Source organism: Sinorhizobium fredii (assembly GCF_002944405.1).
Classification (GTDB): Bacteria; Pseudomonadota; Alphaproteobacteria; order Rhizobiales; family Rhizobiaceae; genus Sinorhizobium; species Sinorhizobium fredii_C.
On the sequence record NZ_CP024310.1, the window covers coordinates 240,957 to 253,504 of the forward strand.

12 protein-coding genes are annotated in these 12,548 nt (G+C 61.7%); 1 reads left to right on the forward strand and 11 read right to left on the reverse strand.

Going from position 1 to position 12,548, the window contains the following annotated elements; translation table 11 throughout:
• Positions 1–659: 659 nt before the first annotated feature.
• From otnC to NXT3_RS24815, 11 genes are all read right to left on the reverse strand, one after another.
• Entirely contained in the window at positions 660–1,301 is a 642-nt protein-coding gene (otnC, locus tag NXT3_RS24765; protein WP_104840843.1) for a 3-oxo-tetronate 4-phosphate decarboxylase, read from the reverse strand.
• Complete coding sequence (gene otnK / locus NXT3_RS24770; protein WP_104840844.1) at positions 1,301–2,575, reverse strand: 3-oxo-tetronate kinase; 1,275 nt, start codon at positions 2,573–2,575, stop codon at positions 1,301–1,303. Before otnK ends, otnC begins: the two co-directional genes overlap by 1 nt.
• Before the next feature lie 4 nt (positions 2,576–2,579).
• Positions 2,580–4,058: an aldehyde dehydrogenase gene (locus tag NXT3_RS24775; RefSeq protein ID WP_104840845.1), complete on the reverse strand. Its 1,479-nt coding sequence runs from the start codon at positions 4,056–4,058 to the stop codon at positions 2,580–2,582.
• A 13-nt stretch (positions 4,059–4,071) separates the two neighbouring features.
• The gene (locus tag NXT3_RS24780; RefSeq protein WP_104840846.1) at positions 4,072–4,782 is read right to left on the reverse strand and encodes a haloacid dehalogenase type II; all 711 of its coding nucleotides are present in this window, start codon (positions 4,780–4,782) and stop codon (positions 4,072–4,074) included.
• Entirely contained in the window at positions 4,782–5,108 is a 327-nt protein-coding gene (locus tag NXT3_RS24785) for a putative quinol monooxygenase (RefSeq protein WP_104840847.1), read from the reverse strand. The genes NXT3_RS24780 and NXT3_RS24785 overlap by 1 nt, the downstream gene beginning before the upstream one ends.
• The gene (locus NXT3_RS24790; protein ID WP_104840848.1) at positions 5,105–6,220 is read right to left on the reverse strand and encodes an isocitrate/isopropylmalate dehydrogenase family protein; all 1,116 of its coding nucleotides are present in this window, start codon (positions 6,218–6,220) and stop codon (positions 5,105–5,107) included. The genes NXT3_RS24785 and NXT3_RS24790 overlap by 4 nt, the downstream gene beginning before the upstream one ends.
• Positions 6,221–6,232: 12 nt before the next feature.
• Entirely contained in the window at positions 6,233–6,943 is a 711-nt protein-coding gene (locus tag NXT3_RS24795; RefSeq protein ID WP_085026216.1) for a GntR family transcriptional regulator, read from the reverse strand.
• Positions 6,944–6,954: 11 nt separating this feature from the next.
• Complete coding sequence (locus tag NXT3_RS24800; protein ID WP_104840849.1) at positions 6,955–7,824, reverse strand: NAD-dependent epimerase/dehydratase family protein; 870 nt, start codon at positions 7,822–7,824, stop codon at positions 6,955–6,957.
• A gap of 31 nt (positions 7,825–7,855) precedes the next feature.
• Positions 7,856–8,797, reverse strand: coding sequence for an ABC transporter permease (locus NXT3_RS24805; RefSeq protein WP_199773443.1), 942 nt, complete (start codon positions 8,795–8,797; stop codon positions 7,856–7,858).
• 28 nt (positions 8,798–8,825) lie between these two features.
• On the reverse strand, positions 8,826–10,424 hold the full coding sequence (locus NXT3_RS24810) for a sugar ABC transporter ATP-binding protein (protein WP_104840851.1): 1,599 nt from the start codon (positions 10,422–10,424) through the stop codon (positions 8,826–8,828).
• A gap of 74 nt (positions 10,425–10,498) precedes the next feature.
• On the reverse strand, positions 10,499–11,629 hold the full coding sequence (locus NXT3_RS24815; RefSeq protein WP_104840852.1) for a substrate-binding domain-containing protein: 1,131 nt from the start codon (positions 11,627–11,629) through the stop codon (positions 10,499–10,501).
• 184 nt (positions 11,630–11,813) lie between these two features.
• Here NXT3_RS24815 and NXT3_RS24820 point away from each other — a divergent pair, with 184 nt between their 5' ends.
• The gene (locus NXT3_RS24820; RefSeq protein WP_104840853.1) at positions 11,814–12,539 is read left to right on the forward strand and encodes a haloacid dehalogenase type II; all 726 of its coding nucleotides are present in this window, start codon (positions 11,814–11,816) and stop codon (positions 12,537–12,539) included.
• Positions 12,540–12,548 lie beyond the last annotated feature (9 nt).

The window sequence follows — 12,548 nt, forward strand, 5'->3', positions numbered from 1 at the left end:
TTGAAACCTCCGAACAGCAGGTAGGCAAAAGGCGTTACTCTGGTTGCCGATACAGGCAAGGCTCAGGCTCGCATCGTGGCCAGAGTGCTGAAATAAATGCGATTGTGTCCGAAATTGCAGCTTCTCCACAGGAATAATCGGTGAGCATTAACGAGGTAATCGCCGCCATTACCAAATTGATCAGTTTACCTAGCAAAATGCCGCAATGGTAGAAGAGTTCACGGCCACAAGTCATACCCTTCCAAGTGCTCCACCTCATAGGCAGGTTCCGGATTGGTGGCGAATTCAATACTCAGCAATTCCATAGCTTACTTTTTAAGTAGGCGGCTTAAGAACTCAGGACCTAGCACTACTTTGGGAGGTGAACGCATTGTTTTCCAAGATGGATTGATGCTGCGCGCTCCGATGAAGGGGGCGCGTCACGGTGGGGTGGCATGAGGTGTTCATGGACTGGCTTCAGCCGCTTCTGGCGCCGCTGGCACAAGCGGCGGCGCGCCGGATGGGGTGCCGTGTTGGGCTGTCGGTCATGGCGAGCTTTGACGTGGGACCCGGGAGTCAGGAAATCAGTTTCGATAAATCCGGACCCTACAGGCGTGCGCCCCCTTCCCAAAATGAAAATGTCCTCAAACACCGATGAGGCGCCCTCAACGCCCAAGTGTCTAAATGGACTTGGCGAGTTCTTCGCGCTGAGCCGGAGTCAATGGTCTCAGTTCCCGGCCTTGAAGCGTCAGGAACAGTTTCGCGGTTTCCTCCAGCTCCTCAGTCGCGTACTGCGCCTCCTCAAGCGACCTCCCAGCCACGACAGGTCCGTGATTCGCCATGAGGACGGCGTTGCTTGTCGCGGCGGCCTCCTGTACCGCCGCGGCCAGCTTCTCGTCTCCGGGACGGAAGTAGGGCACCAATGGCAGGGTGCCGACCCGCATCACGTAGTAGGCGGTCAGGGGAGGCAGCGCATCCTTTTCATCGATGTCTTTCAGGATGCTGACCGCCACCGAGTATGTTGAGTGGAGGTGGACAACGGCCTTGCCGTGCGGCCGTGCGCAATACATGCAGCGGTGAAGGAAGGCCTCCTTGGTGGGCTTGTCCCCGCCGAGGTGAACGCCCTCCGCGGAGAAGAGCGAAAGTCGCTCAGGCACGAGGCTTCCGAGCGAAGCATTCGTGGGCGTCATCAACATCCGTCCATCCGACATCTTCACGCTTATGTTGCCGGTCGAACCGGATGTCAGGCCGCGGTCGAAAATGGATTGTCCGGCCCGCACGATGTCGTCGCGGGTCCTGGTTTCCTCGGACAGTGTAGCCATCAGAGTTTGTCCCAGGCGTGGACGAAGAAGTCGGGCGCGCCGAAGTTCCCTGACTTCAGCGCAAGCGAAATCCGGCCGGGCGCCGTCGGTGAGCTGACCCAGGGGACTCCGGGTGCGATCTCGTTTCCAATGTCCAGTTGGTTGATCCCAAGGGATTTCACGACGGCACCCGACGTTTCGCCACCCGCGACGATCAGCTCGGAGACCCCCCTGTCGACGAGTTCCTTGGCGATGTTGGACAGTGCACCTTCGACCATGGTCCCTGTCTCAGCCACCCCGAATTTCGCCTGGTTCGCCTTCACCTGGTCGGGCGCTGCGGTGGCGTAGAATAGGACGGGCTTTTGGCCAAGTCGGTCCTTGGCCCAATCGAGCGCTTCCTTGACGACGTCTTGGCCCCTGGCGAGTTGCTCGACGTCGATGCGAAAGCCCTCATGGTCCTGCAGCATCTTCTCCACCTGGCCGTTGGTCGCGGCAGAGCAACTTCCGGAGATCACGGCGCGGGAGCCTCCCTGCAGGGCTGAGGGTGCCAGCTCCCGCGCCGTCGCCGCACCACCTCCGACCATCGTCCTCGCAAGTCCATATGCGAGACCGGAAGCGCCTGTGAGGAGGGGCGCGTCGTCGAACGCGGCGGCGATGACCTCAAGGTCGGCGTCGTCCATGGCGTCGAGAACCGCGACCCCGTACCCGTCCGCGCGCGCCTTCGACACCCAGGCACGCACCGCGTCGACGCCTTGCTTGACGGTCTCGTGATAACACCCAGCGACTTTGTGCGACGTCTGCGGCGCGAGAACCCGCACCAGATTCGAATCCGTCATCGGAGTGAGCGGATGGTTCTTCATGCCGGATTCGCTGAGCGGGATGTCGCCGACGAAGAGGTTGCTCTTGTAAATGGTGCGGGCGTTCGCCGGGAACGCAGGGCACGCGGTTGTCAAGTCGCCCCCCAGCTCGGCGAGCATCGCGTCCAGTACCGGACCGATGTTGCCCCGTTCGGTGGAGTCGAATGTGGAGCAGTATTTGAAGTAGAACTTCGCCGCTCCCCGATGTTGAAGCCAGCGCAAGGCCGCGATGGATTGCGCGACGGCGTCGGATGGATCGATGGTCCTCGTCTTGAGAGCCACCACGATCGCGTCGGCATCGACTTCAAGTTCTTCATTGGGAACGTCGATGAGCACCGTGGTCTTCATTCCGCTCTTGGCGAAAATGCCCGCGACGTCGGTCGCTCCGGTAAAGTCGTCTGCCACGCAGCCGATCAGCAGCTTACGATCCTTCTTCATCCCATCACCTCATGATGAACGGGTTGGCGACACTCTCGGCTGTGGAGATCATGACGCTCTTGGTCTGCAGGTAGTTCTGAATGGACGCCATGCCGTTCTCCCGGCCGATGCCCGAGTGTTTGTAGCCACCGAGCGGTGACATGTAGCTGATGGTCCGGTAGGTGTTGACCCAAACCGTGCCCGCCTGGATGGCAGCCGAGACCCGCAGCATGCGGCGCATGTCCTGAGTCCAAAAGCCGGCGGCCAAACCGTAATTCGTGTCGTTCGCGATTTGGATCGCCTCTTCTTCGGTGTCGAACGGAATAACGGCGAGGACCGGACCGAAGACTTCCTCCTGCGCGATACGCATGGAATTCCGGACGCCGGCGAAAATAGTGGGCTCCACGAACCAGCCATTGCCGAGCTCGGGATTGGACGGGCGTCCGCCGCCCAGGAGGCACTCCGCGCCTTCGCCCTTGGCGATGTCGATGTAGCCCAGGATTTTCTCGAGTTGGGGGGGCGTCGTAACCGGACCGACCTGCGTCGAGGTCGAGAGCGGATCGCCCATCCGGGCCGTTTTGGCGAGCGCTATGACCCTCTCGAGAAACTGATCATGGATTTTGCGTTCGACAAGGAGGCGCGAGCCCGCGATGCAGGTCTGGCCCGTGGCGGCGAAGATGCCCGAAATGACGCCGTTGACGGCGTTGTCTATTTCGGCGTCCGCGAAGACGATGTGCGGGCTCTTTCCGCCCAGCTCGAGCGTGACCTTCTTGAAGTTCCGGGCGGCCAACTCTCCGATCTTGCGCCCCGTGCCTTCGCTTCCGGTGAACGCGATCTTCGCGACGTGTTTATGGGCCGTCAGCGTCTCGCCCAGGTCGGCCCCGAAGCCCGTGACGACGTTGAAGACGCCCGGGGGGAAGCCGGCCTGCTCAACGAGCTTGGCAAATTCCAGCGTTGAGGCCGAGGTGAACTCCGACGGTTTCGCGACGAAGGTGTTTCCCGCCGTGAGAGCGGGAGCCAACTTGTAGGACAGAAGCAGGAGAGGGGAGTTCCAGGGCGTGATGCCGACACAGACGCCCAGCGGCTCGTTGCGGGTGTAGTTGAAGGTCTCGGGCTTGTCGATCGGGATGACCGCGCCCTCTATCTTGTCCGCCAAGCCGCCGAAGTAATAGTACCACTGCGGGATATACTTGAGCTGGAACAGCATCTCGTTGATGAGTTTGCCGTTGTCCGTCACCTCGATGCGGGCGAGGCGCTCGGCGTTCTCCGCGATCAAGTCGCCAAGGCGGCGGAGGAGGTGGCCGCGGTCGGTCGCGGTGAGCTTGGGCCAAGGCCCGCTGGTGAAAGCCTTATGCGCCGCCTCGACCGCCCGTTCAGCGTCTTCCTTCGTTCCCTTGGGTATGGCTGCCCAGACCTCCCCAGTATAGGGATTGCGGGTCTCGAACGTCTCGCCGAGCGCCGCGTCGACCCATTGGCCGTCGATCAACATCTTGTAGGTTTGCATTTGCATTTTCCTTCTAGCAGCCAAGCCGGCGCGCCAAGTCTTCGAGGTCGTCGGCGGCGTAGTCCCAATCTTGCTCGGCCTTGAGGTCCGTGGTCTGGCCCGGTCCGTATTCGTTGGGGCGGGCGATGAAGGCGGTCCTGAGGCCAAGCGCGCGCGCGGCCGCGAGGTCGTAATTGTGGGCGGCGCACATCATCACCGCGGACGGTTCGAGGTAGAGCAGTTTGCAAACCCCGAGATAGGTTTCGGGGTCGGGCTTGTAGTGTCGGAAAAGCTCGCACGAAAACACGTTGTCCCACGGGAGGTCCGCATGCTTGGCCATGTTCACCAGGATGGCGACGTTCGCGTTCGACAGCGGGCCGATGATGAACTTCGTCTTGAGGCGGTGAAGCCCACGAGAAGCGTCCGGCCAGCCGTTCAGTCGATGCCAGACCTTGTTGATGTGCATCATCCGCGCCTCATCGAGAAGCGGCAGGCCCATCCCGTCGAACACAGACTTCAACGCGTCGAAGTGTAGCTCGTCGAGGTTCGTCCAAGGCAGCTCTCCCGAGCGCACCCGGGCTTTCTGCGGATTATAGCGGTCGCGCCAGCGGTCGACCACATCGGCCCAGTCGACGTTCAGACCTTGCTCCACGCCCCAAGACGTGAGGTCCGAAATGATAGAGCCACGCCAGTCGACGACGGTGCCGAACGTGTCGAAGACGATCGCTTTGATACCGTCCGCCATCAATTTCCCCCGTTCGGCGCCGCGATGCGCTCAAAGGTCTGGACCTTCTTCTCAAGCACCCATGGTTGGCTGGCTTCGCTGAAGCTAAGAAAGTGCGCCGACTTGAGATGGAAGTCGAAATCCGCTCGGCTCCCGTAAACCTCGTATAGATGGATGCGTTCGGGCTGTTCGGGGTTCTGGCAGACGTCAAACACTGAGCAGCCAGGCTCGTCGCGCAGGGACGTCGTAGCATTCTCCATCATCGCGTCGCGGAATTGGTTCAGGAAACCCCCGCGAACGAGGAATTCCACCACGACGACATAGCCATCGGTCTGCGGGCTGGTCATGCGACCTCCTTCCGGGCCGCGGAGAGCGAGGAGATGACCGATCGGGTCATCTCGGCGCAGTTCGCGTTGCCGCCGTACTCCATGGGGATGGCCAGCTTGGTCGAGAGCGTGTGCTCCACCGCGCCTTCCATGAGGCGAGCAGCGTCCGCAAGCGTCGGTTGGCCGAACTTCGCCGCCAGCCAATCGAGCATCATCGCGGCCGAAAGGAACATGGCGCTGGGGTTCGCGCAGCCCTTGCCCGCAATGTCAGGGGCGGTGCCATGGGCGGGCTGGAACAGGCCGTGTTTGTCACCGATGTCGGCCGAAGGTGCCATGCCCATGCCCCCGATCAGTCCCGCGGCGAGATCGGAGAGGATGTCGCCGAACATGTTCTCGGTGACGAGGACATCGAAGGTCCAGGGCTTCTTGACCATGTTGAGCGCCAACGCGTCGACATAGGCATGATCCTTCGTGAGACCTGGATGGCGGTCGGCCACTTCGTCGAACACCTTGCGGAAGAAAGCCATCGACTGGAAAACGTTCGCCTTGTCGACGCAGGTGACGTTGCCCGGCTTGCCGCGGCGCTTGCGCTGCCGCGCGATGTCGAAGGCGAACTCGGTCACGCGCGCCGTTCCCGACCGCGTGATCTGCATGGTGTCGTAGGCTTCTTCGTCATTCCGGATTTCCCCGCGCCCGCGGGCATAGAACAACCCTTCGGTCTGCTCGCGCACCAATACGAAGTCGATCTGTTCGGCCCGGGGATCGGTCAGGACCCGGGGCAATCCGGGAAACCAGCGAATTGGCCGAACGCCCGCGAAGAGACCAAGCTCCATGCGCAGGTCGAGCTGCGGAATGATTTCCGTGCCATCGGGGAAGCGGATGTCGGGCCAGCCCATCGCCCCGAACAGAATCGCGTCTGACCTTCGGCAGGCCTCGAGCGTCGAGGCGGGCAGAGCGTCGCCGCTTTCGGCATAGTACTGCGCACCCGCATTGTGGGTTTCGAACGCGAGGGCGGGAGCGCCCGCCATTGTCGTGGCGGCGTTCACAAGCTCCAGGCATGCGGGCATGACCTCCCGGCCGATGCCGTCGCCCGGAAGCACGGCGATCGTTAGCGTGTCATTCTTCATAGTCATTTTTCGATCCAATCAGAGATGGTTGAGGCCGAGGCGCTCGAGGAGGTCCAGGAGCTCGCGGCCAGCGCGCTGTCTGTGCTCGCGATGAATGGTGCCCGCCTTCTCGACGTCGCCGGCTCGTATGGCGTTGACGAGCTCCGCGTGGTCGCGCGTGGAGTTCACGGGTTTAGGCCGCATCTTGAGGGTCAGCATCCGGACGCGATGCGCGCGGTCGATGAAGTTGAGCACCACCGACTTGAGCATCTTGTTGCCGCTGAGCTCCAGCAGTTGCTCGTGGAACCGGGCGTCCGCTTGCGCCCACCTGTCGAGATCGTCGCGTTCGAGCGCCTTGTCCATGTCGGCCGTCGCGCGCTCCAAGCCCTTGAGCTGTTCCTCGGTCAGGTGGCGCGCCGCGGCCAGCTCGGCCGCGGTGCTTTCGAGGGACGTCAGGATGTCGTAGATTTCCTTCATGTCCGACGGCGAGACGGGCAGCACACGCATGCCGTGCCGGGGGACGACAGAGACCAGGCCGTCCTGCTGGAGGCGCATCAAAGCCTCCCGGACCGGGGTGCGGCTCATTCCCAACGTGGACGCCACCTCCTGCTCGGTCGCCTGGTACCCCGGCGGCCATTTGTTATCCAGGATCAGCTGACGGATTTTCAGATGGGCCGTAGCAGTCATCGTCTTGGCTGCCACCTCGTCCTTGATCCCTTCGCTCACTTCAATCGCCTTCTCAGCGGCCATCTCGTCCCCCCTCAGTACCGCATCGAGCTGACGTACCGACGCCAGCCGTGCTCCGGTTTGTAACCCAGCACAGATTTCGCTTTTTCAATAGAAAGCAACGTCTCGTTCGGGCCGATCTCCCGCTTGAACGGCACGCCGGGATAGAAGCGCTCGACCAGGGTCTTGTTGGGAGTGGTCATCACCCCGTCTTCGTTGGCGATGATGAACACCTCGGCCCCCTTGCCCTCCCATTCCAATGATCTGCGGATCGCCTGTGCGCCATCGCGGGCGTCGATGTAGGTCCACAGGTTGAAGCGGCGGCTGCCGGGATCGTTCTCGAAGTCAGGGAAGGCAGCATACTCGCTTTCGTCCATCACGTTCGAGAAGCGCAGGCAGACGATCTTGAGATCCCTGTCCCAACGGCAATATTGCTTCGCCATCTCCTCGCCCAGGTGTTTCGAGAGCGAGTATGAGGTCTCGGGGCGGGACTCGTATTCCTCGTCGGCGGGGAAATAATCCGGCTTGATGGTGTATGGGATGCCAAGCAGGGTCTCGCTTGAGGCCCAGACCACGTTCTTGATGCCGAGAAGTCTGCACGACTCGAAGACGTTGTAGGTCGACATTGTGTTGATCCTGAAGACGTCTGCCGGTGGCACCCGGCCAGGCATCGGGATCGCCGCGAGATGAACTACGGCTTCGGTCTTGCGGTTGTGATCCCAATCGTAGCCAGTGGTCGCTTCAAGCGTCGCCTTCATATCCTCGAAATCGACCTTCACGAACGGGCAGAGGGCGTCCTTAGGCTCGACAGTATCGGCATTGATAACGTCATGTCCATTTTCGAGAAGGTCCTTTATCGTAGCGCGCCCCAATTTGCCGCTGCCTCCAGTGACAAGAACTCTCATGTGCATTCTCCTTGCAAATTAACTTTAAATCTCAACGTCCGCGCCCGATGGCGACGGCGAGTATGATAAGCATCCCGCGGGCGATCAGCTGCTGGCTGTATTCCAGGCCTCCGAGGATGAGTCCGTTGTTGATGATCCCGATGAGGAGCGCGCCCACGATCGAGCCGACGACCGTCCCCCTTCCTCCGAAGAGGCTGGTGCCGCCCAGCACGACGGCCGCGATCACCGACAGCTCATCGCCTTCTCCGAGCTGGAAGCGGCCGGACTGCAGTCGGCCAGCGTAGAGCATCCCAGCGATGGCCGCAGCCACGCCCGTGATCATCAGCACCTGAAACTTCACGCGCTTCACATTGACGCCGCTGTAAAGTGCGGCGACCGGATTGCCGCCCGCCGCCATGACCTTGCGACCGAACGGGGTCTTGCGGATCGCGAGATGCGCGATGGTGCCGAGAACGGCGACCCAGATCACGAGGACCGGGATGAGTCCGATGTTCCCGGAGCCAAAAGCGTAGATGAAGGTGTCGTCGATGACGGGGACGGGGGAGGTACCGCTCACCCACATGCCGACACCTCTGGCAATGCCCATCATACCGAGCGTGACCAGGAACGAGGGTATGTTGAGGTACGCCGTCAGCGCTCCGTTGATGGCTCCAACGACAAGACCGAGGCAGAGTCCCGCGACGATGCCGAACACAAGGCCATATTGCATCAGGACCATGCCCGCGACCACCGAGGTGAGGCCCGCGATCGCGCCGACCGAAAGATCGATTTCACCCGCCGAGAGCACGAAGGACATGGCCATCGCCATGATAGCGATGATCGCCGTCTGGCGCAGGACGTTCAGCAGGTTGTTCGGAGACAGGAACCCGCGGTCATGGAGCAGGATGGCGAAGACAATGAAAATCACCACGAAGCCGATATAGACGACGTAGTCGCGCCAGTTGCCGTACCAGGGCTTCGATGAAGTGGCCATGACCGGCTCCGCTTTCACGATGGTTGTTTCAGTGGACATTTTGACTAGCTTTCTGGATGGCGACCTGGAGGCCGAGTTCCACGCGGATCATGCTCGACTGCGATTCGTCGCCCTCCGTGGTTGCCCAGGCGTCGATTTCCGATCGGCTGATCTCCCGGGCGAGGCAACCGTTGCTGAGCACCAGTATCCGGTCGCTGGTCGCCAACAGCTCGGCGGGCTCCGACGAGATCACGATCACGGACTTTCCGCTGCTCGCGATGCTCCTGATCAACTCGACGATCTCCGCCTTGGAGCCGATGTCTACGCCCGCAGTCGGCTCGTCGAGGATAACGACGGATGGGTCGGTCGCAAGCCACTTGGCGATGACGATCTTCTGTTGGTTTCCGCCCGAAAGGTTACGGACCTTGTTATCGGCGTCCGGTGTCTTGATGCGCAACCGCGAGATCAATTCCGAGGTGAGATCACGCTCCCTCCGGCGATTGAGGAACGGACCGCTGGCGAGTTGGGCCAATTGCGGAAGGCCGAGGTTGTGTCCGACGGTATGTTCGATGACAAGACCCTGGTCATGACGGCTTTCCGGCACGAGCACGATACCGGCTTCGATGGCTTCGGCGGGCGACCGGAACTCGAGAGCCTTGCCGTCGAGTTCGACCGTGCCGTCGGCCTTGGCATCGACGCCGAACAGCACCCGCGCCAGTTCGGTCCGTCCGGCCCCCATCAGCCCGGCGATACCGAGAACCTCGCCCCTGTAGAGATCGAATGAGACGTCATTCGGCTTGCCGTGCTTGCCCGAGAGGGAACGCACCTTGAGCGCGGGCTGCGTGCCGCGGTCGATCTCGTGGGGTTTGTACTCGAACCCCGTCACCCGCTTACCGACCATGTTCTGGACGATGGTATCGAGCGTGAATTCCGCGATGTTGCCGGACGTGACGTTCTGCCCGTCGCGCAGGATGGTAATCTCGTCCGCAATCGTCATGATCTCGGTCATGCGGTGGGAGACGTAGACGATCGCAGTGCCGTCCGCCGTCAGTTTGCGCAGCATCTTGAAAAGGATGTCGACTTCCTGCGCGCTCAATGCCGACGTCGGCTCGTCGAGGATGAGGACGCGCGCCTTCTGGGAGATGGCTTTCGCGATCTCGGTTAGCTGCGCCTGCGCGGGGCTCAACTCCGAGACGCGCGTCCTCGGATCGATGTTCAGGTTCAGTTCGCCGATGATCTTGGCCGCGTGCTCGACTTCCCGCCGCTCATCGACCAACAGGGTCATGCGGCGGGGTTCGCGGTTCAGGAAGATGTTCTGCGCGATGGTCAGCGTGGGGATGAGGCTCAGGTCCTGGAAGATCATCTCGATTCCGAGCCTACGGGAGTTCTCCGGGGAGACTGCCGTCAGATGCTCGCCGAAGACCTCGATTGAACCTTCCGTGGGCGTCACCACGCCCTGCAAGATTTTGAGCAGCGTGGATTTGCCCGCGCCATTTTCGCCAATCAGGGCGTGGATGGTGCCCGGGCGAATCGTCAGGCTCACACCCCTGAGCGCGTGGACGCCGCCGTAGGATTTCTTGATGTCGGTCATCTTGACCGCGGCGACATCTCGCGGGGCCGCGCTCGGCGCGTGCATGGGCTGTGTCATGGGCTGTGTCATGGGCTGTGTCATGGGCTCGCCTCTCAAAGTGGACGGCCGAACAGCCGTCCACTTCTTTCGGATCAGTTCATCGCCTTCACGAGGATGTCGGGAGCCTGGTCGCCGTTCGATTGGGGCCAAGCGTCGATGAGATTGTCGCGCGTCACGGCGAGCGCGGGGAGTACGACATAGGGAGGCGCTTCCTTCCCAAGCAGGGCGTAGCCCGCCAGAATGCCTTCCGCATAGCCCGCGCCGAACGGCCGCTGCGAACCCGTCCCCTTGACGTAGCCGTCCTTGGCCATGTCGAGCGAGATGTTGACGCCGAGGTCGCAGGTGGTGATCACAAGATCGGTGGATGCTCCGGCAGCGCGCGCCGCGGCGAGCACGCCCTCGGTCGGGACGTCCCACACAGCCCAGAGGCCGTTGAGGGTGGGATGGGCCGTCAGCATCGCGGAGGCGATGCGCTCGGATTCGCCAGCGAAGTCGGGGCCGCCGACGCCGCTTTCGTCCACCACCTTGATGTCGGGGAACGCAGCGATTGCTTCCTTGAAGCCCACCACGCGCTCTTTGGTCGCGAACAGGTCGGAAGCGTGCGGGATCAGGCCGATCTCACCCTTGCCGTTGAGGGCTTTGGCCATGAGGAGCGCCGCGACCTTGCCCATGCCCCGGTTGTCGGAGGACACGAGACTCACATAGTCGGCACCCGGCTTCATTCCGGCGGCCGCCTGGTCGAGGAACACGATCTTGATGCCCGCGGCGGCGGCTTTCTTGTAGGCCGCGGCCGTCGCAGACTGCTCCGCGGGGACAGAGATGATGATGTCGGGTTTGAGCGCCATCACGCTCTCGATGTCGGCCACCTGCTGTTCGGCCTTGTAGCCGGCGTCGGTGGTCGCGATGATCTTGATGCCGAGTTCGTCGAGAGCCTTCTTCTGGCCAGCCATCTGGGCTTTGGCCCAATCCGACGCCGTATAGTGCATGACGATCGCGGCCGTCGCGTTCTTGGCCTTGATCTGCTCGATCTCTTCGGGCATCAGCTTGAGGTCGCTCGCGAGGACCGCCTTCTCGCCGTTCGGGCCATCCGCGGGACTATTCTCGATTTCCTTGATCTGCTGGGTGACGTCGATCGCGTAGGCGTTCGGCGCGAAAGACGCGCTCAGCGCGACAGCGGCGGCCATCATAAGACTGCGAATCGACATTGAAGTTTCAATGCTCATATCAACCTCCCGGGAGCGAAATCGAAATGCGTGACTTTGCATTCGATAACGCATACGTTAGTGTATTGTTTGTCGATGTCAACGAGATTTATTTGGAGGGCGTTTTGGCGGGGTGGTGAACGGCGGTCATCGTTCAATTTTCCGGATACGTAAGCAGGATAGCGACGAACGAGGGTTTAAAGCGATGGAGCGAGATTTCAGCGAAGTGAAACTGTTGGGCTTCGACGTCTTCGGCACATTGGTCGACTGGAGGTCGGGTGTCGCGCGAGCGGTCGCACCTTTTCTCGAAGCGCGCCACATAGCGGCTCCCCCCGCGGAGTTCGCTGACCGCTGGCGTTCGCTTTACGAGCCAGCCATGGAAGCTGTGAGGTCGGGAAAGCGGCCGTGGCTGCCTTTGAACGAGTTGAACCTCGAGAACCTCATCGCGGTCCTCGCGCAGGTCGGGGCCGACGTCGCGGCGATCCCGATGGAGGAGCTTGAGGAAGTCAACAAGGCTTGGGACCGGCTCGATCCCTGGCCGGACTCAGTCGAAGGTCTGACGAGACTGAAGTCGAAATACAAGCTTGCGCCGATCTCCAACGGCCACATCGGCGGCATGACAAACCTGGCCCGGTTCGCCGGGCTGCCGTGGGACATGATTCTTGGAGCTGAAGTGACGCGGACCTACAAGCCCCAGACCGCGACTTACATCGGTTCGGCACTCAAGGCGGGTCTTGAGCCGGGGCAGGTGGCGATGGTGGCGGCCCACAATTACGACCTCGCCGCCGCCCGGCGCGCGGGGCTGAAAACAGTCTTCATCACGCGGGCCACGGAACACGGACCAGGTCAGAAAACCGACTTGCACGCGGATAGCGACTGGGATGTCGTCGGCAATGACCTGGTCGCGATCGCCGACGCGCTCGGCTGCTGAGCGAACAAC

What these genes read in the sequence shown, in the direction of transcription:
- otnC (WP_104840843.1), bottom strand. Translation starts at nt 1,301, where the DNA reads ATGGCTACACTGTCCGAGGAAACCAGGACCCGCGACGACATCGTGCGG.
- otnK (WP_104840844.1), bottom strand. Translation starts at nt 2,575, where the DNA reads ATGAAGAAGGATCGTAAGCTGCTGATCGGCTGCGTGGCAGACGACTTT.
- NXT3_RS24775 (WP_104840845.1), bottom strand. Translation starts at nt 4,058, where the DNA reads ATGCAAACCTACAAGATGTTGATCGACGGCCAATGGGTCGACGCGGCG.
- NXT3_RS24780 (WP_104840846.1), bottom strand. Translation starts at nt 4,782, where the DNA reads ATGGCGGACGGTATCAAAGCGATCGTCTTCGACACGTTCGGCACCGTC.
- NXT3_RS24785 (WP_104840847.1), bottom strand. Translation starts at nt 5,108, where the DNA reads ATGACCAGCCCGCAGACCGATGGCTATGTCGTCGTGGTGGAATTCCTC.
- NXT3_RS24790 (WP_104840848.1), bottom strand. Translation starts at nt 6,220, where the DNA reads ATGACTATGAAGAATGACACGCTAACGATCGCCGTGCTTCCGGGCGAC.
- NXT3_RS24795 (WP_085026216.1), bottom strand. Translation starts at nt 6,943, where the DNA reads ATGGCCGCTGAGAAGGCGATTGAAGTGAGCGAAGGGATCAAGGACGAG.
- NXT3_RS24800 (WP_104840849.1), bottom strand. Translation starts at nt 7,824, where the DNA reads ATGAGAGTTCTTGTCACTGGAGGCAGCGGCAAATTGGGGCGCGCTACG.
- NXT3_RS24805 (WP_199773443.1), bottom strand. Translation starts at nt 8,797, where the DNA reads ATGGCCACTTCATCGAAGCCCTGGTACGGCAACTGGCGCGACTACGTC.
- NXT3_RS24810 (WP_104840851.1), bottom strand. Translation starts at nt 10,424, where the DNA reads ATGACACAGCCCATGCACGCGCCGAGCGCGGCCCCGCGAGATGTCGCC.
- NXT3_RS24815 (WP_104840852.1), bottom strand. Translation starts at nt 11,629, where the DNA reads ATGAGCATTGAAACTTCAATGTCGATTCGCAGTCTTATGATGGCCGCC.
- NXT3_RS24820 (WP_104840853.1), top strand. Translation starts at nt 11,814, where the DNA reads ATGGAGCGAGATTTCAGCGAAGTGAAACTGTTGGGCTTCGACGTCTTC.